Source organism: Pseudobdellovibrionaceae bacterium (assembly GCA_023954155.1).
In the GTDB taxonomy this organism is placed as follows: Bacteria; Bdellovibrionota; Bdellovibrionia; order Bdellovibrionales; family UBA1609; genus JAMLIO01.
The window spans coordinates 150827-172972 of the sequence record JAMLIO010000005.1 but is presented as its reverse complement, the minus strand read 5'-3'; the positions used below and the strand labels follow the sequence as shown (position 1 = coordinate 172972).

21 protein-coding genes and 1 tRNA gene are annotated in these 22146 nt (G+C 42.9%); 8 read left to right on the top strand and 14 right to left on the bottom strand.

Annotation, left to right across the window (positions count from 1 at the left end; genetic code table 11):
• Positions 1-138 precede the first annotated feature (138 nt).
• Positions 139-795, top strand: a complete 657-nt coding sequence (locus M9899_07705; GenBank protein ID MCO5114043.1) for a hypothetical protein — start codon at positions 139-141, stop codon at positions 793-795.
• Between the two features lie 236 nt (positions 796-1031).
• Here the strand turns inward: M9899_07705 and M9899_07700 are convergent, their stop codons facing one another.
• The 4 genes from M9899_07700 to rnc form a co-directional block, all read right to left on the bottom strand.
• Positions 1032-2369: a sodium-dependent transporter gene (locus tag M9899_07700; GenBank protein MCO5114042.1), complete on the bottom strand. Its 1338-nt coding sequence runs from the start codon at positions 2367-2369 to the stop codon at positions 1032-1034.
• The gene (gene der, locus M9899_07695; protein ID MCO5114041.1) at positions 2366-3754 is read right to left on the bottom strand and encodes a ribosome biogenesis GTPase Der; all 1389 of its coding nucleotides are present in this window, start codon (positions 3752-3754) and stop codon (positions 2366-2368) included. Before der ends, M9899_07700 begins: the two co-directional genes overlap by 4 nt.
• Positions 3720-4634 (bottom strand): GTPase Era, encoded by a 915-nt coding sequence (era, locus tag M9899_07690; GenBank protein MCO5114040.1) that lies wholly within the window; start codon positions 4632-4634, stop codon positions 3720-3722. Before era ends, der begins: the two co-directional genes overlap by 35 nt.
• A gap of 75 nt (positions 4635-4709) precedes the next feature.
• Entirely contained in the window at positions 4710-5411 is a 702-nt protein-coding gene (rnc, locus tag M9899_07685) for a ribonuclease III (GenBank protein ID MCO5114039.1), read from the bottom strand.
• 300 nt (positions 5412-5711) lie between these two features.
• Here rnc and M9899_07680 point away from each other — a divergent pair, with 300 nt between their 5' ends.
• Positions 5712-6491, top strand: coding sequence for a hypothetical protein (locus M9899_07680; GenBank protein ID MCO5114038.1), 780 nt, complete (start codon positions 5712-5714; stop codon positions 6489-6491).
• Positions 6492-6594: 103 nt separating this feature from the next.
• Here the strand turns inward: M9899_07680 and M9899_07675 are convergent, their stop codons facing one another.
• The 5 genes from M9899_07675 to M9899_07655 all read right to left on the bottom strand — a co-directional run bounded on the left by M9899_07675 (position 6595) and on the right by M9899_07655 (position 12018).
• Positions 6595-7302, bottom strand: coding sequence for a trypsin-like serine protease (locus tag M9899_07675; protein MCO5114037.1), 708 nt, complete (start codon positions 7300-7302; stop codon positions 6595-6597).
• Positions 7303-7393: 91 nt separating this feature from the next.
• Positions 7394-7978 carry a hypothetical protein gene (locus M9899_07670; GenBank protein MCO5114036.1) on the bottom strand — a complete coding sequence of 195 codons (585 nt, stop codon included), beginning with the start codon at positions 7976-7978 and terminating at the stop codon, positions 7394-7396.
• 158 nt (positions 7979-8136) lie between these two features.
• The gene (mtaB, locus tag M9899_07665; protein ID MCO5114035.1) at positions 8137-9498 is read right to left on the bottom strand and encodes a tRNA (N(6)-L-threonylcarbamoyladenosine(37)-C(2))-methylthiotransferase MtaB; all 1362 of its coding nucleotides are present in this window, start codon (positions 9496-9498) and stop codon (positions 8137-8139) included.
• Positions 9491-10636, bottom strand: coding sequence for a tRNA 2-thiouridine(34) synthase MnmA (gene mnmA, locus M9899_07660; GenBank protein ID MCO5114034.1), 1146 nt, complete (start codon positions 10634-10636; stop codon positions 9491-9493). The genes mtaB and mnmA overlap by 8 nt, the downstream gene beginning before the upstream one ends.
• Before the next feature lie 89 nt (positions 10637-10725).
• Positions 10726-12018, bottom strand: a complete 1293-nt coding sequence (locus tag M9899_07655; GenBank protein MCO5114033.1) for a hypothetical protein — start codon at positions 12016-12018, stop codon at positions 10726-10728.
• Positions 12019-12160: 142 nt separating this feature from the next.
• Between M9899_07655 and M9899_07650 the strand changes: the two genes are divergently transcribed.
• The 5 genes from M9899_07650 to M9899_07630 all read left to right on the top strand — a co-directional run bounded on the left by M9899_07650 (position 12161) and on the right by M9899_07630 (position 16532).
• On the top strand, positions 12161-12781 hold the full coding sequence (locus tag M9899_07650) for a hypothetical protein (protein ID MCO5114032.1): 621 nt from the start codon (positions 12161-12163) through the stop codon (positions 12779-12781).
• Complete coding sequence (locus tag M9899_07645; protein ID MCO5114031.1) at positions 12774-13817, top strand: IMP dehydrogenase; 1044 nt, start codon at positions 12774-12776, stop codon at positions 13815-13817. The genes M9899_07650 and M9899_07645 overlap by 8 nt, the downstream gene beginning before the upstream one ends.
• A 3-nt stretch (positions 13818-13820) precedes the next feature.
• On the top strand, positions 13821-14669 hold the full coding sequence (gene murI / locus M9899_07640) for a glutamate racemase (protein ID MCO5114030.1): 849 nt from the start codon (positions 13821-13823) through the stop codon (positions 14667-14669).
• A 320-nt stretch (positions 14670-14989) separates the two neighbouring features.
• Positions 14990-15664, top strand: coding sequence for a succinylglutamate desuccinylase/aspartoacylase family protein (locus M9899_07635; GenBank protein ID MCO5114029.1), 675 nt, complete (start codon positions 14990-14992; stop codon positions 15662-15664).
• Positions 15665-15695: 31 nt separating this feature from the next.
• Positions 15696-16532, top strand: coding sequence for a 2,3,4,5-tetrahydropyridine-2,6-dicarboxylate N-succinyltransferase (locus M9899_07630; protein MCO5114028.1), 837 nt, complete (start codon positions 15696-15698; stop codon positions 16530-16532).
• Between the two features lie 152 nt (positions 16533-16684).
• On the opposite strand, the gene M9899_07625 is transcribed toward M9899_07630, so the two are convergent.
• The 4 genes from M9899_07625 to M9899_07610 all read right to left on the bottom strand — a co-directional run bounded on the left by M9899_07625 (position 16685) and on the right by M9899_07610 (position 19929).
• Positions 16685-17599: a hypothetical protein gene (locus M9899_07625; protein ID MCO5114027.1), complete on the bottom strand. Its 915-nt coding sequence runs from the start codon at positions 17597-17599 to the stop codon at positions 16685-16687.
• Positions 17600-17665: 66 nt separating this feature from the next.
• Positions 17666-18874 (bottom strand): FtsX-like permease family protein, encoded by a 1209-nt coding sequence (locus tag M9899_07620; protein ID MCO5114026.1) that lies wholly within the window; start codon positions 18872-18874, stop codon positions 17666-17668.
• A 107-nt stretch (positions 18875-18981) separates the two neighbouring features.
• Entirely contained in the window at positions 18982-19530 is a 549-nt protein-coding gene (locus M9899_07615) for a YdcF family protein (protein MCO5114025.1), read from the bottom strand.
• Positions 19531-19545: 15 nt separating this feature from the next.
• Positions 19546-19929 carry a RidA family protein gene (locus M9899_07610; GenBank protein MCO5114024.1) on the bottom strand — a complete coding sequence of 128 codons (384 nt, stop codon included), beginning with the start codon at positions 19927-19929 and terminating at the stop codon, positions 19546-19548.
• Positions 19930-20160: 231 nt separating this feature from the next.
• On the opposite strand from M9899_07610, the gene M9899_07605 reads away from it, so the two are divergent.
• Positions 20161-20236: transfer RNA gene (locus tag M9899_07605), tRNA-Ala, on the top strand.
• 301 nt (positions 20237-20537) lie between these two features.
• On the opposite strand, the gene M9899_07600 is transcribed toward M9899_07605, so the two are convergent.
• Positions 20538-22058 (bottom strand): DUF853 domain-containing protein, encoded by a 1521-nt coding sequence (locus M9899_07600; protein MCO5114023.1) that lies wholly within the window; start codon positions 22056-22058, stop codon positions 20538-20540.
• Between the last annotated feature and the right edge of the window lie 88 nt (positions 22059-22146).

The following is a 22146-nucleotide window of genomic DNA, read 5'->3' as shown; positions in this document are numbered from 1 at the left end:
CGTTCTTACATTACAAAAGAGCTAGACGTTTCAGTTTAAGCAAGAGTTGTTTATACTAACGCTATGGGCTTAAGGTACTCACTAATTTTCGCACTGATTCTTAGCACGTTTTCGCACACAGCTTGGGCACAAGATGAGATGAACTACGAAGATAACTATGATCCCTTTGCGGATTATAGCGAGTTCGTAGAGGCCACCTCCGAAGAGGCCGACATTAACTTTTTTAAGTACGGTCGAATGCTCAGTGTGGCAGGAATCTTAGGCATGCACATGCACACAGGAAATCTAGCTAAATACAACACCCGCGACCCTATGTTAGGCATTTCTGCCTCTTATTTTTTCTCTTTACGCTTTGCTCTACAGGGCACCTTCTACACCACCACCCACCAACAGACCATTCCCGATGGGGCCACTAGGATTAACTCTCGAGTACGCATGAATACATGGTCGGCCCACGCTAAATACTTTTTAAACACACAAAATATGACCCGCTCCCTAGGAGATCTTAACCCCTTTATTCTTGGTGGATTCTCTCAAATTCGCAGACAGACCAATACTTCGTTTAGTGTCCTTCAGGGTCTAGACGGTTCTTTTACTTATGATGTGGGTTTTGGCTTTGAATACATGTTCAATCGCCGCAGAAACTTTGCAGGCCTCACTGTTCTTTACCATTACGCCAACTTTCCCAACGAAAACGAAAACATCCCCAGCGGGAGCGGTGGTGGCGGACTTACAGGCGTCTACTTAAGCGGCGACGTCTTCTGGATCGGCGGCAATATCGGAATCAACTTTTAATCCATCTCTCTTCTTATTCGTTTCACCTAAACTTGACCTTGAAACATCCACACCACTTGAGTGAACTCCTTTTTAATTTTTGATTGTGTGTGGTCGAAATGCGAGTTCGGCTTGGCGTGTTTTTGCGAACGCAAAGGCATGCCAAACGTCACTGTCTGAGCATTTTGAGTACACACAATCAAAAATTAAAAAAGAGTTCACTCAAGTGGGGCCACCCCATAACTTCAAGGCCAAGTTTAGGTGAAACGAATAAGAAGAGAGATGATGTAGACTAGGGGGAATCCGTATAAGATGATGAAGCGCCAGTAGATGAAGAAGCGCCATGTAGAGGGGCCTTCATTGCGGATGAATTCGCCTTCTACGAATTTGCGGTTAAGGAATTTATAGGCCCTGACTGAAATTAAGATTGTGGATAATGGTAAAACAAAGTTGATTAAAATATCGTCTACAAAGGTGATGACATTACTATAACCAAATCTTTCTACACTTTTAGAGAATTGATTTAATAAAATGATTCCAGAGCCGAGTAAAAAAACTCCATTGCAAGATATTGTGATGGCTTTGACTTTGGTTAAACTTAAGCCCTCATATAAGTTCATGGCCACAGACTCCATCAGTCCCAACCCCGCAAAAAGAGCCACAAGATAAATTAAAAGATAAAAGATTAAGGTGTAGTATAGGCTTAGCTCTTGGGATTGGAAGTAATAAGGTAAAACTGAAAAAAGAATCTCTGACCCTGCACCCACATATCCCAGACTTAAAATCATGGGGAACAGCACAAAGGCCATCAACACGGAAACCACACTGTCCATCAAACCCAAACGTGCAGACACCTGGGGAACAGAAGCGTCTGCCTTTAAACTTTTTCCAAAACTGAGTAAGATGCCAAACCCTAAACTCAGGGTGAAGAGCATCTGCCCTAAAGCGAAATTCAGCGAGGCTTTATTAAGTTGATTAAAATTAGGATAAAGAAGTCGCTTAGCCGTTTCATAAATGTCTTCGTAAGTATAGAAGTTATAAACAATGTAACCCACAAACATTACAAAACTCGGGATGACTAAAGCCGTTAGTCTATTGATTTTAAACTTCTCACCCTTATTCATAAATAAAAAAGTCAAAAGCATGTGCACACTACATAGAAGCATCTGCAACCACGGACGAGAGCTGATTTGCATAAACACTTCTTCAGCAATAAAGGGCTTCTTATACAAAATGCAGTAAAACGCCTGACACACGTAATGTAAAATCCAACTGCTCAGTAAACAGTAATAGGATAGCACGAGCAAAGATAAAACAGCAGGAACCCAATACAGTCCCTTAAGGCTTCGGTCAAAAAAAACACTTTTTAGCACGCGGCTTGAAGACCCATAGTCTCTGTCACGATGGGCCTTCCCTAAAAGAATCTCACTCACCACTAAAGGTACACCGATAAACAAAGACAAAAGGGCGTAGATGATAAGGAAAGCCCCTGCTCCGTAATCATGAATCAGATAGGGAAATCTCCAGATGTTCCCTAAACCCAGAGCCATGGAGATGGTGATAAAGTAGATGCTATAGCGAGGAGCCATCTTCATACAGACTTATCACCACCAAATTTCTTACCCCCGCCACCACTTTTCATAGCGAAAATACGGATAGGTATACCCATAATGTCCCACTGCTCTTTGATTCTTTTAGATAAAAATCGACGGTAGGAAGGACTCACCCCTTCTGGGCGATTGGCAAAAGCAATAAAGCTAGGCGGGCGCTGATGGGTCTGTGTGAGGTAGTAAAACTTCACATCCTTAGTGCCATACACGGGCGCTGGAGCTTTACGAATGGTTTCAGTAAAAAACTTATTGAGCTGCGAAGTGGGAATACGAATGTTTAAATCCTGCCATGTCTTTTCTATCAATTTAAAAAGCGCAGGAATCCCATGCCCTTCTTTGGCATTGGTAAAGGTGAATCTGACATCTTCAAAAAAGTGGAACTGTCTGGCAAGGCTGGCCTTTAAATCCTCACGATAGGTCTTGGATTGCTCTTTAGCCAAGTCAGATTTGTTTAAAACCAAAATGGCGGGTTTATGATTTTCAAATAGATACTCAATGATTTTAGAATCTTGTTTAGTCGGTCCCAAAGTTCCATCAATAACTAGTAAAACAATGTCCGAACGATCAATGGCCTCGTAACTTTTTACAGCCGAAATGAACTCAATCCCATCCTCACGTTTGGATTGACGACGAATACCTGCTGTGTCCACAATCGTGTACTTTCTGTCATTATAAATAAAATCGTGGTCTACCGCATCGACAGTTGTACCAGGCATATCATAAACGACTTGGGCCTCTTCTCCTAAAATGCAATTTACAAGAGAGCTTTTACCCACGTTGGGTTTGCCGACAATGGACAGCCTTACACTCTGTGGAGCTTCGTCGTCTAAAATTTCATTATCCTCATGCTCTAAGACCCATTCGATCAGTTCATGAACGCCGTCTTGGTGTTCTACTGAAATAGGCAAAAATTCAGTCTCACCCAGTTCATAAAATTCAGCGGTGATGATCTCAGCCTCATCGGGGCGGTCGACCTTATTGATGATGCACTTATAGGGGCGACCTGTTTTTTTGATCATTTGCAAAAGCGCATGATCATCATGATGGTAGCCATACTTGCCATCCATTACAAAAAGGATCACATCTAAACTGCTTAAAATCTCTTCAGACTGTTTTTTTACAATTTCAAAAAGACCCTCTGCCTGTTCAGTAACTCCTCCCGTATCAAAAACATGGAACTCTTTGCCCCACCACTGAGCCAGTCCCTTTTTAATGTCTCTAGTCACCCCTGGCTCGTCCTTAACCACGGCAGAACGTGAGCGGGTCAAGTAGTTAAATAAAGAACTTTTACCCACATTAGGACGGCCAACAAGACCTACCTTAAGAAGTTTTTGATTAGATTGTGGCAGATTCTGGTTTTCTGATGTCATAACCTAACTCCTTCATGATCTGTTGGTTCTTGTTCCAATTTTCTTTGACCTTCACATTAAGATCCAAGAACACCTTTTGTCTTACCAAAGTCTGAATGTCTTTGCGAGCCAAAGTACCGATTCTAACAATCTTTGAACCTTGGGCTCCAACCACCATCTTTTTGTATCTTTCCTTAGACACCCATATCTCTGCAAAAATACGAATGCAATGCGAGTTCTCTTCAAAAAGTCTAACATGCACGGCCAGTTGATAAGGAATCTCTTGAGCCAGTGTCAAAAAGCACTTTTCACGAATGATCTCTGAGGTCATCTCTCTTAAGGTCTGCAGTGTGTAAACATCTGTATCACATAAAAAATAATCCTGCTCTGGAAGATGCTCGACAATCTTTTTTAACAGAGTTTCTTTAAGATCGTCTTTCAGTTTGGATGCTGAGCCAAACAGATACTCAATGCCTGCTTGTCTTAATTTTTCTTCGAGCATAAAAAGCCGTCGGACATCTTTTTTTAAGTCGACCTTGTTGATGAACGCCAACTTGGGACGCTCAATAGATTTTAAATTTTCAATCACACGATCAATATGGGCTTCTGAGTCCGCATCAATATTTAACACTCCTAAAACCACATCGGCCTCTTCGATAGAAGACTCCCACTCACTTTGAATGAATTTATTAAGACCCGAATCGGCTTGAATAAAACCTGGAGCATCAAAAAAGATCACCTGCTCTTTGTCGCCCGTGTACACTCCTGTCACGCGCTGACGTGTGGTCTGAGGTTTCGAGCTCACAATAGAGACCCTTTCTCCAACCAGAGCATTGACCAGCGTACTTTTGCCTGCATTGGGAAGTCCCACCACAGCTACATAACCACATCTTAAACTCATAACATGATCTCCACCATTATAGTTTTTCTCCGACTTGAAAACACGGACAGCACAGCGACCTACGACGTTTTAAACTCATAGTTTCATCTCCATATTGCCACTGCCATTTTGACTTAGGCTTACTAGAGCACTTTGAGCCGCATTTTGCTCGGCCTGTTTTTTGGACTTTGCCAGTCCTACAAAGTTCTTGTCTAATACACGCACTTCCACCTTAAATTCTTTATTGTGATCTGGCCCCACCTCTTCAAGGACTTGATACTGGGGTACATTTTGTGAAAGCTTTTGTGAAAGCTCTTGAAGTTGGGTCTTGTAATCTTTGTCCCACCCTTGCCGCGACTCACTTTCAGGCCAACGCTCTTTATACACTTCCAGTACAAATTTACGTGCGGCCTCGTAACCTGAGTCTAAAAATAGAGCTCCCACTAGTGCTTCAAATGCGGAACCTAAAATACGGCTTTTTTCTCGCCCCCCATTTCGTTCTTCTTGAAAGGAGAGCTTAAGCTCTTCGTTTAGCCCTAAGGATTTGGCCACATCGGCTAAGGCCTCTTCACTGACTAGAGAGGCGCGCATTTGCGATAAAATCCCTTCTTCTGCATCTGGAAACAAGGCCATAAGTTTAGAGGCCACAATCAGACCTAAAATAGAGTCCCCTAAGAACTCCAGTCGTTCATTATGTCCCATGCTGTCTAGTTTTTTGTTCTTAAACGGAAAACTACGATGAATGAGCGCAAGCTCAAGATAGTCTGAATTTTTAAATAAATTATTTAAGGATCTCATCAAGGACTCCGTGTCCAACTTTTATGGACCTTTATATGCCACAAAACCCTTAGGAACTCAATCCATTGCCCAAAAGAGTAATTTTTATAAATGCTCTAGGGGGTGAAAGTCCCTTGGTCGAGGGGAACTGGCGTAAAATAGCATCTACACATAACATGGCTGCCGACATCACAGGAGGCAAATACATGTGAGGGGGAACTAGTGTAAGTGGCATGAAACCCCAAGTCCTATATCCAGTTTAAAGGTGGCTTCAATGGTCCGATACGCCTTTATAGCTATTTTCCACAGGAGACTTCAAACATGGGACGTCACACACTGATCACACTACTTTTAACTGCATTTTCCATTCCCCAAATGGCCCTTGCCATGGACTCTGCAAAACTTCTTCAATGTTTGAATCAATCAGAACAGTTTTATAAAAGCTCGCTTTATGGGTTTGAAAAATCCGTCCCAGGTTATGACGTCAAAAACTATAAACCTAACCTTCCAGGGGGCAACACCCATTATAGTCTTGTGCCCGCCGATGGATTTGACTTTAAGGTAGAAAATGACTTTGCTTATTTAGATTCCTATACTCATCGTGGCAATGTGAAACGCACCATCATCACTCCCGACGGTGAACTCACCTGTGTTTTTGAAAAAGAACATTTAGACTCTGTAAAAATGTACCCTAGAGATATGCAAAAAGACCCGCCAAGGATTTCAAGAGTCCGTGGTGGTGCCCTAGGTATAAACATCATGGCGGATATTGATTGCACAAAAAGTTCTACGCCAAGTGATAAATGGGAAAAAATGGTTGAAAACTATTTTAAAGGTATTAACCGTCTCTATAGCGATGACCTTTTTCACCAGATGAACGAAGGAACATTAGACAGCAATTCTCTAAAAAGACAGTCTGGAGCTGATCTACTTCGACGTTACGACAAAAATGACATGTGCAGCTCTTTAAGTCCTCATCTTAGAACTGCGCGTGCTCAGGCCCTTACAAATTTGTATGCCACGGAAGTCAGATTCCAAGAACGCGTTGGAACATCTGGCGGCGGCAATGGTCGAGGCGGAACTTCTAGAACTGCAAATTAAACATCGTCCAATCACTCGTCTATTTCAAAGGACTCGATAGGAATATAACTCTTGCTATTTTTAGAAAAAAAAATCTGGCTAGATATATTTCTCAATCTAAAAATCAATTAGATTTAATAAACTCTAAAAGCTCAGGGAAGATCAAAACTCCAAAGTTCTTCTCTGCTCCCCCATTGGTGTGAACGCCAATGATCTGTGGGCCGCTTTGATTATACACAATAAGAGCGCTTCCGCTCATGCCCCCAAAAGTGTCGCAGTTGTAATGGGCACGCGAAAGGTTGTGAATGTTTTTTTCAAGCAAGCAGACCACATACCACATGTTTCCCAGAAGCTGATCTCCTGGGTAGCCCGCAATCACACTGATCCGCTCATAAGCTAGAGTTTCTGAATTTAAGTCCCATCCTAACATCGTATCAGCCACTACAGGCACAACAAATTCAGAGACAGCACGTTCTAAAGTGATGATCCCCACATCAAAGGCAGGAAGGCCTGTAGCCACATAAATCGGATGTGGTTTTATAGAAGTCACCTTGATAGACTGCCCTAAATGGCTGATCCCATTTTGTCCCAAATGGAAGGTCTTCACAGGCATATATTGATCCGTTTCAATATCATACAGACAGTGGGCGGCAGTAAGAACTTTATTGGGAGCAATCAAAGTCCCAGAGCAAAAATTTTCAACAAGACCCACAGCACTTAAAGGATATAGAGGTTTATCTTTTACTGGAAATCTTTGTAGAGCGCCATGTAAGGACGCCTGAGCCGAAAGAGAAACACAAAACAGACTGACAAACATCATAGACCACTTCATACCTACACCTCAAAGTCATTGTTGTAGGTAATTTAAAAGATTTAGGTCACTTTTGAAATGGCCTTAGAAGATTCTTGCAAAAAATATAGGATTACTGAAGTTTAAATCCCGTTAATCGTCCTGAGCATCCTCTAGCATTGGGAATGGAATATGCAGGAAGACGAACTTGTTCGACATTGATCTCTTTGGCGGACCACTCCTGATTGAGGGCCTTTTTTTGTCGAACCAAGATCTGTAATTCATTTTTATCTAGGGTGGACTTCAGTTCCAGCCATTTGACGATCAACTCTTTAGTGGTGATGGTTTCACTGTCTAGCATGCTACTGATGCTTTTAAGTTCTTTGATCTTTTTACTGATCTCTAAGCCATTATCATAGGGCATAAGACTGCTTTTAAGTTTATCTAGTCGTTCTTTAAAAAGCTTTACTGTCTCTGCATCTTTGTTTGTTGTCAGACGCGCAAAAGCCAAATAGGCTCCCAAATATCCTGTGTCATCAAGCAGATACTCTTTCTTATTCGATTCCACTTCGACAAGTTCAATCACCATGTCGTTTTTAATCATTTTGTCGTAACTCAAGTTGACTTTATAAGTAGGTGGCTGGTCCATACGACACGCATAGGCCTTGGGCATATAAAAAAAACTCAGCATTAAAAACACAAAAGTCATTTTACACATACTACGTCCCTTAAATAACTTTTAATCTATAAGTACATGTCCATTATACTCTTAAAATAAGAGGGACATCAACCTACAGTATAGGCCAACAGGCTCTATTTAGCTGTTCTCTTTTTATATTTTGTTTTATTTTGATACATATTTTTTATTTTATCTGGCTATAACACCACACGAGCTTTTAAATAGCCCTGACCATTATGGGTAGGGAAAGCTTCGGTGATCTGCACCTTAAGCTCTTGGCTCATAGGATCTAGGGTGGCCTTTTGCAGATCAGACTCGTCTATCAGAACATTCCAATAGTCTCTACTCAGGGAATGCGTGTATTGGTCCGTGTTTTTAGATAACAGAAGGACCTCTTTGGTGGTTCCGACCTGTTTCATCGCCTCTGAGTTCCAACGCTGATGACTGAGTTCTCGTAACTGCTTTGACCTTTCCAAAATTAAAGAACGATCATGCCCCCCTTCCATCATAAGGGCTCTTGTCTGAGGACGTGGGCTATAAGGAAATACATGGATGCGGGTCCAGGGCAAAGAGGCCAGACGGTCATAGGTCTCCCTAAATTCAGCCTCAGTCTCTCCAGGAAACCCCACAATCACATCCATTCCGACAAAGGCATTAGGAACATACTGGGCAATCTTTTGTAGACTGCGCTTGACGTCTTCTGCGGTGTACTTTCGTTTCATGTCTTTTAAAACACGGGTCTGGGCGGATTGGATGCTCATATGAAAATGCGGACACATCCTAGGGTTTTTATAAGAGTCTAAAAGACGATCTGAAAGCTCAATGGGCTCAAGGCTTGTAAGCCTAAAGCGCGGCATATCCGTATCAGCAAGGAGAGCTTCAATGAGATCTTCAAGTCTCTTATCTTGATCTTCATAGTCTCCGACATGCACACCCGTAAGAATGACCTCGCGCAGACCCTTTTCGTAAAACTCGTTGACCTTGCCCACAAGCTTTTGAATCTCCACACTGCGGCTCTTACCACGTGCAAAAGGGATCACACAGAACGAACAAAAACTGTTGCACCCATCCTGAATCTTTAAAAAGGCCCGCGTATGGGAGGCTTCAAGACCTGCACCAAATTCTAAGTCTTCTTTTTTAAAGATATTGCTTTGATGGGTCTTTTCATCCATTTCGTGGTTGAGCTTTTTAAGGATCAACCCTTCCAAATCCCCTTTATGGGAATTTCCCACAATCAAATCTATATCTTGGTTGTCTTTAAAAAACTTCTTATCCACCTGGGCCGCACAACCCGTGAGCACCACCATGGCGTTTTTATCTTGTCGCTTTAATGTGCGCGCCAGCTTTCCTGCTTCTTTAGTGGCCTCATGGGTCACAGCACAGGAGTTTAAGATATGCACATGAACTTCTTTTTCACCCTCATTGGGTTTTAAAGCAGAGATTTTACTTTGCAATAAACTGGTATCGTAGGTGTTCACCTTACAACCAAAAGTGTGAATCTTATAAGTGAGGTCTTGGTCCTTATGTGGCGCGCTAGGTGTTTCAGATAGGTCAGACAATCCAGCCTCCCCCAATAAGCTGTTTGTCCCTGTAAAACACAGCGGCTTGTCCAGGAGTAATAGAGCGTTGTGGTTCAAAGAACTTTACACTTAAAACTCCTGAAGGATTTTTATGAACTATGGCCTTAGCCCCTCGATGTTGGAAACGAATTTTAACATTTAAAGTTTCATTGTCCCCGATTTCATCAAGAAGGTTGACGTTTCTAACCTGCATTTCATCTTCGTAAAGATACTGGTCTTCACATAACCAGACCGTTTTAGTGTCAGGTTCAATTTTTTTAACATAAAGAGGCACCTGGCTGTGCACACCTAAACGTTTGCGCTGACCATAAGTGAAATTATGCACACCTGCGTGATGTCCCAGCACTTCACCTGAAGGGTAAAGTCTGATCTCCCCTTCTGGCAGCAAGTCTTTAGACACACGCCCCTCCACAAATTCCGCGTAACTTCCCTTACCTACAAAACAGATTCCTGTAGAGTCTTTTTTGCGAGCCACAATCAGATCTTTGTCTTCAGCGTACTTTCTGACATCGGGTTTTTGCATTTCGCCCACTGGGAACATCAAATAATTTAAAACTTCAGGATCAAGAGTAAATAAAAAATAGGTCTGGTCTTTCCAATCATCAGAACTGGTGATGATCTTTTTGACTCCATTTTCTTCGCGCACTTGGGCGTAATGTCCTGTAGCGATATAGTCGCAGTCTAAGGCCTTCATCTTTTTCACCAGATGATCAAACTTCAAATGCGTGTTGCAATTCACACAAGGAATGGGGGTTTCACCTTTAAGATAAGAAGCTACAAAGGGATCAATCACCTTCGCTTCAAATTCACTTTCACAATTTAATACGTAAAAGGGAATTCCCAACCGATCCGCCACTGAACGCGCATCGTCCACATCAGTGCTTGAACAGCACGTGCCATACCCTTCTTCTGTGCTGCAAGATGAACCTTGATTTTTAGTGTAGTCCCACACCTGCATGGTGCAGCCAATCACCTCGTATCCTTGCTCGACAAGTATGGCCGCAGCCACAGAACTGTCCACGCCCCCACTCATCGCCACAAGCACTCGTGGCTTTTTGTGATCGTATTTGAGCGGATCGCTGTTTATCGTTGCAGAGGTTTTGACTCGTGTCTCCATGGCCCAAGGGTATAGCAAATAACCCTTAGGCTGAAAACTCTTTTGTGGTTTTTGTAATTAAGACCACGCCATAAGGAGCCTAGTTGGGCCTAATTGATAACGGTTCCACCGCCTGAAGTATCGGGAGGAGTTTCGCCACTCGCGGTGGTTTTGCATAAAGAGTAGTTTTTAAACTTTTCTTTGGTGGCCGTATCGGCAAGAAATTCCATCTTATGGGTGAAAGGTTTGACCTCACCTGAAGGGTTTTGAGCATGGATGACAGCCGTGTAGTGCATTTCCATCACACATAAGCGAATGTTATTCTGGGCATGATACAGATCTTCCACTGAACTGTAGGCCACGCCAAAATCCTGTAAGGCATAACTGCTTCGGCTCACTTGTGATGAAGACACTTGATAGGTCCCTCTGTTTTTGATCACGTTTTTGTAATCATGTTGCAGACGGCTCTGGGCAAATTCAGGTCGAATGCCACACAAACCATAACCTTTTTCGGTCTGACCGTTGTTGGTGGAGTCTACAATACGGCGAGGCTCGTACTTTCCATTTTTATTTTTCATCATATTAGAAAACATCAACATGACTAGAGCTTTCTTTTTCAAATCATCAAGGTTGGAGTAATTAGGGCAATAGCTTGCCATTTCATCTTTAGCTAGGTCCGACAATTCTGAAAAAGGCTCTCTCATCAAAACATCATACAAAGCCGCAAAGTATTCCGCGTTGTAAGTTCCATCAACAGTAAATGGAAACTCCCCCAGTTCATTAAAAATAGGTACTAAAAGCTCATAACCAGGACGAATCTCTGGAGGGATGGTGTTTTCATTTGTTAAATTAGGATCACTAGCTGGAGGAGTGTATGGTCCCTGCTTAGCGCACTCTAGGCAGACCTCATCATTTTTTCCACCACCAAAATTAGCTAGAGGTTGGAATAAAGACGCTCCACTTAAAAGGATCATGCTTCCACCCATCATATCCTGATTGATAAAACCAAGCCCATTCGTGCCACCCACTGTACTCCCTGCTACGGCACCCGAAGTAGGAACTGTGACAGGTCGGTTTGCAGGCCCTGGAGTATAATAGTAGCCCCCACCAGGAGCAGGTATTCCGTTGATCGTGGATGTGGCCGCAGTCTTTCGCGCCATCACGTCTTCGATAGTGGTTCTTTCTCCTGTTTTGATATTCACCACAATTTTTTGCTTCCAAAGGGGAGTGTCTGTTCCCGCCCCTCCTGTTTTGGTTGTGGCTTTTGCGGTTTCAGGTAAAGTCTTTGTGGTCACAGGAGGACGGTCTTTGGCTTTATTTGCATAAGCTTTAGGAACGTCCACCGCCCCAGCACTGAGCATCACCCCGCCTGAAAGTAAAATTGCTAAAATATTCGACTTCACATTAAGTCTATCGGCGTCAAAACATCTAAAATTGAGACTTTTTTACTTCCTAATGGCCCAAAGGCCAGCTAGGCTTAGACAAGTGTTCACCCGTATAAAAACACTGCATTTCCTAAGAGTTTTGTTTCCAGGCGTAGTCTTAATGACTCTGGGCCTTACTGCGTCGGCTTACCTTCTGATCGACCTGCTCCCCGTTCAGTCTCTTTCCCCTTTAAAGGACATTCAGGTCCGTATTATCACCCAAGTTTGGTACGCTTTGGTATGGATGTTTTATTCTGTGAGCGTGAGCTTTATGATCTATCATCAGTTAGGAAAAAAACAGGGACTCACTCAAAGCTCTTTTCTGGATTTTGTTGCCCTGAATTTCGCGGAATACGTCACCGCCCAACTCCGAATCCTGATCCATGTTAGCCTTTGGTTTTTAGCTTTGGTTCTGCCTGGTTTTGTGATGGAGGCTCGCTTTAGGCTCGCCTCGCTTTTTATTTTTTTCCATCCTCGCTTCCATCAGGATCGAAGCCTAGATCCATTACGCCTTTCCTTAGACGCCATCCCTTTAAAAAAAGTAGGATTCATTGGTGTGATGATCGTGCTCACCACCATAACGCCAATGGTAGTGGACTCTGTGTATGCCCATGCTAGCTTGATGTTTGAACCGCAGGGGCGTGTGGCTCAGGTTCTTATTTACACTTTATTAAATTTAATCACTCACTCTTATATTTTTAAGACTTATTTAGATGTGACGGAGGGAAAAGAATATGTCTAAATTTTATCATCGCAAAGATTTGCCAGAAGTAGGACTCACGTTTGATGACGTTTTGATTGTCCCTAATAAATCCACCATGAAATCACGTCGTGATCCCGATTTGACTTCAAAGATTACCAAAAACATCACCTGCCCCACTCCTGTGATCAGTGCCAACATGGACACCGTCACCGAGATGGCCATGGTCAAAGCCATGAATGACATCGGAGCCTTTGCCATTTTACACCGTTTTATCTCTATCGAAGACCAAGTGGCTCAAGCCAAAGAACTCATCGGCCATGGTATCACTAAATTTTCTGCTAGTGTGGGAGTTCAAACCTCTGAACTTGAACGTGCTGAAAAGCTGATTGATGCAGGAGTGCCTGTGATCACCATCGACATTGCTCATGGTCACAGTGTGGCCATGATTGAAATGCTTGAAGAGATCAAAAGACGTTGGAGCCATGTGGAGGTCATTGCAGGTAATGTGGCCACACCTCAGGGAACTCTGGATTTAATCAATGCTGGAGCTGACGCCATTAAGGTGGGCATTGGACCAGGATCTATGTGCACCACTCGCATCATCACTGGCTGTGGTATGCCTCAGCTGACAGCCATTGCCCTTTGCAGTTTAGAAGCAGATAAGTACGATGTTCCTGTCATCGCCGATGGAGGAATCAAAACCTCTGGGGATATCGTTAAGGCCTTTGCCGCAGGAGCCAGCAGCGTGATGTTAGGTTCTTTACTGGCAGGCACTTTAGAAACTCCAGGGGATATCAAACAAGGTAAAAAGCTATATCGTGGAATGGCCTCTAAATCAGCGCAAGCCAGCTGGCGTGGTGGCGTGCCTAAAGGGATGGCTGCCGAAGGGGAATCCCACCAGATCAGCGTGAAGGGGCCCGCAGCCACAGTGGTGGAAGAGCTTATGGGTGGACTGCGCAGTGGGATGACCTATGTGAACGCGTCGCAAATTTCTGAGATCAGAGAGAACTCGCATTTTATGCGCATGACTCCCTCGGGACTTTACGAAAGCCGTGCTCATGGTTTAAATATGTAATTCATGACCACTGATAAGTTTCAAGGCTTTACCAACAGTACTTTTGATGACCGCCCTATCGGAGTCTTTGACTCAGGCATTGGCGGTCTGACTGTTTTAAAAGAACTTGAATCCGCCTTTCCCAACGAAACTTTCATTTACCTTGGGGACACCGCCCGTTTACCTTATGGAAGCAAGTCCCCTCAGACCATCAAACGTTACGTCGAACAAAATTTAAATTTCTTTTTAGAAAACAAAAACATCAAGGCCTTAGTGGTGGCCTGCAATTCAGCATCTACAATCTTACACGCACTGCAAGTGCCCTCTCAGATCAAAGTGTTTGGCGTGATTGAGCCAGGAGCAGAAACTGCTCTAAGGGTTTCAAAAACAAAAAAAATTGGTCTCTGGGCCACTCGTGCTACTGTCGGGGGGAAGTCTTACGAAAAGGCTCTGCAAAAGTTATCTTCTGACCACATATACACAGCCACGGCCTGTCCACTTTTAGTTCCTTTAGTGGAAGAAGGCCTGTGGGACAGCCCTCTTACTCACACTGTATTTGATCTGTATTTAGACGATATCATACAAGCCCAAGTCGACACCCTTATTCTGGGCTGCACACACTATCCTCTTTTAAAGGCAAGTTTAGAAAAACATTTAATCACTAAGGGCGTCTCCATCCAAATCATCGACTCGGCCATCGCTTTAACTCAAAAGATCAAGCAGGCATTAGAACAAAAAGAACTGAGTCCCTCACAAGCAAAAAAAAGCTCAAGCCTGATCTGCCTGACTGATGACTCTGAACATTTCAAATCCATAGCCCTAAAAGCCTTCCCAGAGTGGAACTTAAATCAATTTGAACTGGTCAACATTTAAAATCACGTACAAAAATATCTCTCAAATTCTAAAATCATCACACTTGCAAAACCCACTTCCACCGAGCTCACTCCTTCTCTTGGGGCTGAGAATTTATATACCTTATCGAAATGCGAGTTCGGCTTGGCATGATTTTGCGAACGCAAAATCATGCCAAACGTCACTGTCTGAGCATTTTGAGGAGGTATATAAATTCTCAGCCCCAAGAGAAGGAGTTTCGCAGTACTACTTTACTGGATAGGGTTTTATGACTAGTATTTGAGTTTCAACTTTTCAGAATTTGTTCGTGATGATCTAAAGATTTACGGAGTGGATTTTTTATGAAGACTTATATGTTTGGTGAAACGGCTCTGAAGAAACCGATTTTAGCTTATGAATGGGGTAAAGAAGCCGATCCTAAGATTTTTGTTTTAGGAACTGTGCATGGGGATGAGATTGAAGGGACCACGGCTGCGTTAGGTTTACTTAAAGATTTGATGGAGGCTAAAGAGTTTCCTTATAAATTGCACCTCACACTTGTGCCCACTTTAAATGTGGATGGAAATTTGATTTTGACTCGACAAAATGCACGTGGGGTGGATCTTAATAGAAATCTCCCCACAAAAAATTGGACCGCAGAGTTTGAAAAGGTCCGTTACTACCCTGGCAAAGAAGCGTGCAGTGAACCTGAGAATCAAGCTCTGGTGCAGTTTATAGAAAATACTCCGCCTGATTTTATCATCACCCTTCACTGCTGGAAGCCTATGCTCAACGTCAACGGCGATTGCTCTGTAGTGGCAGAGGCCATCCAAGAAGTCACCCAATACGATATTGTACCTGACATTGGTTACCCCACCCCAGGAAGTTTAGGCGCTTATGCCGCCGATGACCGTGGCATTCCCACTCTCACCTACGAAATTGAACGCGGCCTAGATCAAAGCATCATCAGTGATGTGCATGTGCGCGCACTGCACGCTGCTCTTAAGGCTTGTGAACGCCGTTTTGGTAAAAACTAACTTCGATTAAAAATTAAAAAAGGAGTTCCCTTTGTTATCTGTAGAGACTTTAAAACCCCTTATTGAAAGAGAGTTTGAAGCTGTATTTTCTGGCAATAAATTTGATGACATCTCTAAGGATTCTATTGATGCCATCAAAGCCACTATTGATCTTCTGGATACGGGTGAACTTAGGGTATGTGAAAAGATCAATGGCACATGGGAAGTGCATCAATGGGCGAAAAAGGCCATTTTGCTTTACTTCCGCATTAAAAAAATGAAAGTTCAAGACATGGGACTTTTAAAATTTGTAGATAAAATTCCTTTAAAGCAATGGAATGGGACAGAAGGTGTAAGAGTCGTACCTCATGCTGTAGTCAGAAAAGGCGCCTATGTGTGCCCAGGTGCCATCCTTATGCCCAGCTATGTGAATATCGGCGCTTACGTGGGTTCAGGCACTATGGTGGACACATGGGCCACAGTCGGCTCTTGTGCACAAATTGGAGCCAACGTGCATCTTTCTGGTGGTGTGGGAATTGGTGGGGTTCTAGAGCCCTTACAAGCTTCTCCCGTGATCATTGAAGATAATGTTTTTGTAGGCAGTCGAAGCATCATCGTTGAAGGGGCTATCATAGAAGAAGGGGCTGTCATTGGGGCAGGTGTGACCATCACTGGCTCTACACGCATCATTGATGTCACAGGTGACAGTGAAGTGATCCATCGTGGACGTGTACCTAAAAACTCTATTGTGATTCCAGGATCATCCCCTAAGACATTCAAAAGCGGAACATATATGATTCCAAGTGCTCTGATCATTGGCACAAGAAGTACGAACACTGATCTTAAGACCTCACTTAATGCGGCCTTAAGAGACAGTGAAAGTTTTTAAAGAATTGTAGTTCTTGTTATGTTCTCTTCTTTATAAGGGTCACGACCACTTGTAAGTGAGCCGTAGCTTTTAAGTCTAATCCCCACGCCAGCACGGTAGCAACCTCGTGGGACACAATGACTTAAGCAGCATCTAATACTAGAACTCAGCCCTTACATGGCATAGCCGCAAGATTTTTTAGATCGCTTGGAAGCTTTCACTCCACGAATGAATTGCGATAAAGAAGCACGAAGTTCAGAGTTGGCAGGAATCGTCACCTTACGGAAACCATCAATGGTGACCAGCAAATTGCTGTCCACTGTTTCAGCTTCTTCAGCCACCTCTTTTAAACTCGCAAGTCCACGACTGTTGTTTTCGCTTAATGATTTGATCTCGTTAGCGGCAAACATAAGACTTAGCATGGGGAAGTTATTGTCATACTCTCTGTAAACATAATCACAGAACGCATCTTTAGAATTGTGCTTAATATCAATAGGCTCTTCTTTTAAAGACACATCCGCAGCATTGCCACCTAGAGAGCGCAATTTTAACACTTGCAAATACTTAGATTGATTAGGTGTGGTGGCTAATGTTTCAATGGTGATCTTATTAAAGCTCCACGCCATCTTATCACAATTAGTTACACTTAATTGATGATTAAGTTTAGTCTCTTCCATTAGGGTCAACAGCTGCTTAGCGTCTTCTGACCTTACAGAAATTTCATAACCGTCTACTTTAATTTTAAATATGCTCTTTACTGTATTGGTCGCTGCACTTCCACGCACAGGCTTCAAAGAACTGATTAGGTTTGACCACTTGGTTTCAAAGTCTTTTCTTAAGTAGGTGCTACGTTGGCAGAATTGTCCTTTGCGAGGAGAGATTTTTAAATACACCTCATTACCAGGCTCAAAATTCCAACTTAAAAATGGGCTTCCGCCATCATCTAAAATCTGAATATCAACTTTAGATTTCAAGCTGATAGTTCTTTGGTTTTGGTGAATATTCGAGGTGGTCGAACAGTTTTGATAAAACAGCAAACACACCATGACGCACATACTTAATAAAATAGCTTTTTTAGACTTCATCATAATGATACTTTTCGCCTTTTAGACTTAAAAAGTTTAGATTTCTGGCAAGAATTTTCTTGTACCGTCTCAATCTAATACAGCAGGACGTAAGGCTTCAGTAGGAGTCAGTTTAGAGATCTTAAAAATCGGAACAATCATACTTAAAACACAAATAATCAGACAGAAGAAGGTCACACTTAAGATCAGCCAATGGTCGAGTCGTGCTGGCAGATAAGGGTCTTGATAGATGGAAGGCAAAATCTGTAGAGGATAAGTGTCTATAAACCAACACACCAAAACCCCTGGCACAAGCCCCATGAGCACTCCTGTTAAGCTGAGTAACAGTCCAATGCACCCAAAGATCATACGCACCTTTTGTCCAGACAGTCCCATAGACATCAGGATGCCCATTTCTTGTCGCTTTTTATGAATCAATAATAAAAGCACGGTCATCATCGACAAGCTTGTGATCACAGCACTGAGCCCCATAAATAGAGTCATGGCTAACTTTTCTAATTTTAACGCCATCAGAAGACTGGAGTTACGATCTTGCCAAGTTTCCACGTCTTGATAACCCTGTTTATGTAAACGATTTTTGACAGCAGTAGAGCTTAAAGGATCAGAGAGAAGAATCTCATATCCTTTTTTAATATTTTGCGGATGCGTATGGAAGTGGGACGCTGACGAATCATCAATCATATATAAAAGCATCTTAGACTCTTTGCTTGCGGCTTGCTGAGTAAAAAATGTTCCAATCAATTTCACTTGTGATAAATTCAAATTCCCATCTAAGGACTTAAGCAAAGTTTCAGGCGGGATGACATCAATGATGTCCCCTTCAAGTGCTCCCAAAGAGGTGGCCAGATCAAAGTTCATCACCACATCAAACTTTCTGATTTCTTCTCCAGCGGAAAAAGAATTGACGTTTTCCACAATCACACTCAAAAGCCTGTCTTTAGAAAGTCCTCTGGCAGTTGCTCCTTGAAAAATTCCTGTATGAGTACGCAGGATGAGATCTTGAGTTTCAAATCTCTGAATTTCGGCATCAGCATACTTAGGCGTTAAGACCTCCATGATCTTTTCAGAGGTGGAGTCATTGGTGTAGACCACTACATGAGCGTCGTAAGCCAAAAGACGCTCTTGGATATTTTCATTAAACCCACCCATAACACTTAAAACCAAAACCAAACCAAAAACACCAATGCTCATACCGATTAAACTCAGCCATGCCATCAGCTTCACTGAACTTCCACTTTTTTTAGAAAAAAAATAGGCTTTGAATAGATCAAAAATCATTTGGGTATCCCTTGGATTTGAAAATGATCTTAGCCTTTGCCTCAGCCCCTACTACTGACATTGTTCCACAGCCAATTAAACTAACAATGCTCCACTCCCAACCAGTTTTAAAAAAGAATTTCATAGGACACCTTTTTTAAAGATTCATAGAGTGTGGCGCGCAGCGAGGGTTCAGCATAAGTGCTATGTTTAATAAAATGAAATCCCTCGGATTTTTTGGTGAACAGCCTATGGGCTCTAGGCATGTGCACTTGTGAGGTTACCAGTAGCACATTCACACAGCCTAATTTTTTCAGCAGAGGCAGACTGTGGGTCTGGTTTCCAAAAGTGGTGCGAGAATGACTTTCTAAGATCACATTAAAACTCTGCACTGAAGGGTAAAAGGGACGCTGGGGGAAGATGTCTAACAGACGCACATCAGGATTGACCCCTGAAATGATGAGCTTGCGCACATCCCCTCTTTGCAACAGGTCAAAGCCCTCACGCACTCGTCCAGGACCACCAGTTAAAACTATTGCGCAGTCCCCTTTAGAATCTTGATACCACGAGGTCACTTTTTGATAACGTAAGCGGTAGGAATCAATACCGATCCACACCGCCAGAAGCAAACAGAGAACAGTAATACAAATAAGAAGGAGCTTCCATACTCTTAGCATAAGTTTATGCTAGGACTAATTTGGAAATCCTGCAATCACTTCTATTTCTACGTCCACACTCTTCGGCAATTCTTTAACAGCCACGCACGATCTTGCAGGAGCCACTTCAGGAAAGTACTTCGCATACACTTGGTTAATACGAGGAAAGTTGCCCATATCTGTAATAAAAATGCTAGTTTTAATAACATCTTCAAATCCGAGCCCCGCAGCCTTAAGAACTGCGCCTACGTTTTCCATCACAAGTTCTGTTTGCTCTTCAATGCTGCCCTTAAGCACTTCGTTAGTTTTAGGGTCAATAGGAATTTGGCCTGAGCAAAAAAGAACCTGACCAAACTGAACCGCTTGCGAGTAGGGCCCTACAGGAGCTGGAGCCGTTTCTGTAAAAATAATCTTTTTCATATATCACCTCTTAATTTAGTAGTTTTATAGCACTTTTTTTCCAGAAAGCGCACGCCCATTTTATGAACGTTCAGGGTAAATTGCCTCGGAAAAGATATTTTTGCTCACTTTATAAACGCTTAAAGTCACAACCCACTTCACCTGTCTCTTCAGACACACACAGCTCTATAACGCGTTGCCAACACACTGCCCTAGCCTAGCATTTAATGACATAGATAAAACTTCGTTTGTGGGCCTGTAGCTCAGTTGGGAGAGCGCGAGCATGGCATGTTTGAGGTCGCAGGTTCGATCCCTGTCAGGTCCACCAATTCGACCAATAAGCAACTTTTGGGACGGATGGATGCCAGCTAGAAAAGAGTTGGCGGGTGAGCTACGTATTTCAACACGTGTCACAATCAAGGAAAAGTTGGTGATTTGAGTTAAAAAGTAAGGCTTCAGGATTATCCCCCCGAAGCCTTTTTATTTTTAAATGATATGGCTTTTAGCTTAAATGTATTTTTATAGTTACAAAATCTTTATTCATTTAACGTAATGTGCATACGAGCCTGATCTAAGACACTTCAACATTCAATAATTTTATTCTTATAATCAATACATAGAAATTCTAGTTATCTTTTACGTTTTGAGCTTCCACCCATAAGAGAACCCAAAAGACCTCGGCTGAACTCGCGGGCCATACTGGTGGCCACACTTCGCACGGCACTGGTGGCGGCTTTTTCAACAAGGCCTGCGTGACGCCCACCACGCGGTCCTGTTTTACCAAACAGAATCTCTTTAAGAACATTATTGGGCTGCGGAGAAGCTGAAGTAGGAACTCCGACTGGGGTCTTAGCGCCCTCACTCGGGTCTGTGTTTTTCTTTTGCTCAGCTAAAACCTCAAAAGCAGAAACGCGATCCACTTCTTTTTCATAATGTCCTGCCACAGGGGACTGGCTCATCAGCACGGCTCGTGCTTCTGGAGTGATCGGTCCCATTTGACTTGCAGGCGGAAAAATAAATGCACGCTCGACAACCGTAGGCGCACCTTTAACATCCAAAACAGAAACCAAAGCCTCACCCACACCTAATTGCGTGATGGCCTCTTCAGCGGAAAACTCAGGGTTTTGCCTTAAAGTTTGTGCCGCCACTTTGACGGCCTTTTGATCCGAAGGCGTAAAGGCCCTCAGAGCATGTTGCACACGGTGAGCAAGCTGTCCCAGAACAGTTTCAGGAATATCCATGGGGTTTTGTGAAACAAAGTACACCCCCACACCCTTAGAGCGAATCAATCTGACCACCTGTTCAATCTTTTCCACAAGCACCTTGGGTGCATCTTTAAAAAGCAAATGAGCTTCGTCAAAAAAGAACACCAATTTGGGTTTGTCCAAGTCCCCCACTTCAGGAAGGTTTTCAAAAAGCTCTGACAACATCCACAATAAAAATGTCGAATACACAATAGGAGTCTGCAAAAGTTGATCAGCAGCAAGCACATGCACATACCCACGACCTTGAGAGTCAGTTTGTAAAAGGTCATGAATGTCAAAAGCAGGTTCACCAAAAAACTTTTTAGCTCCACGCTCTTCAAGAGTTAAAAGTGCGCGTTGAATGGTTCCAATAGATGCAGGCGAAAGATGTCCGTACTGAGCCTTAAGAGCGTCTTTATTTTCTTGAGCAAACATCAATAAGGCGTTTAAGTCTTTGATATCAATCAAAAGTAGTTCCGCTTCGTCTGCAATTTTAAACAGCACTTGTAACACTGAAGCCTGAGTGTCGTTCAGATTCATCAATCGGCTTAACAGAGTAGGACCCATTTCAGAGATTGTAGTACGCACAGGATGACCACTTTTACCAAACACATCCCAAAACAGGGCGGGAGAAGCCATTACCTCAGGCTCTGGAATATTTAAAGAGGTCAATCGGTTTTTAAGTTTTTCAGATAGAGTTCCAGGCTGTGAAATCCCCGAAAGGTCCCCTTTCACATCCGCTACAAAAACAGGAACTCCTGCTGTGCTAAATTGTTCCGCCAAGACCTGTAAAGTGATGGTTTTACCTGTGCCCGTTGCGCCTGTGATCAGACCGTGGCGGTTGGCCAATTCACTTAAAATTCCTATACGACTTCCATTTGGGGTTTGCGCAAATTCTAAATTCATAGAGACATAGTAAAGAACTTCCGACAGCTTTTCCAGATTTGACTCACCCTGAGGGGACCGTTATTCTTTATAAGAGGTTCTGTTAAAA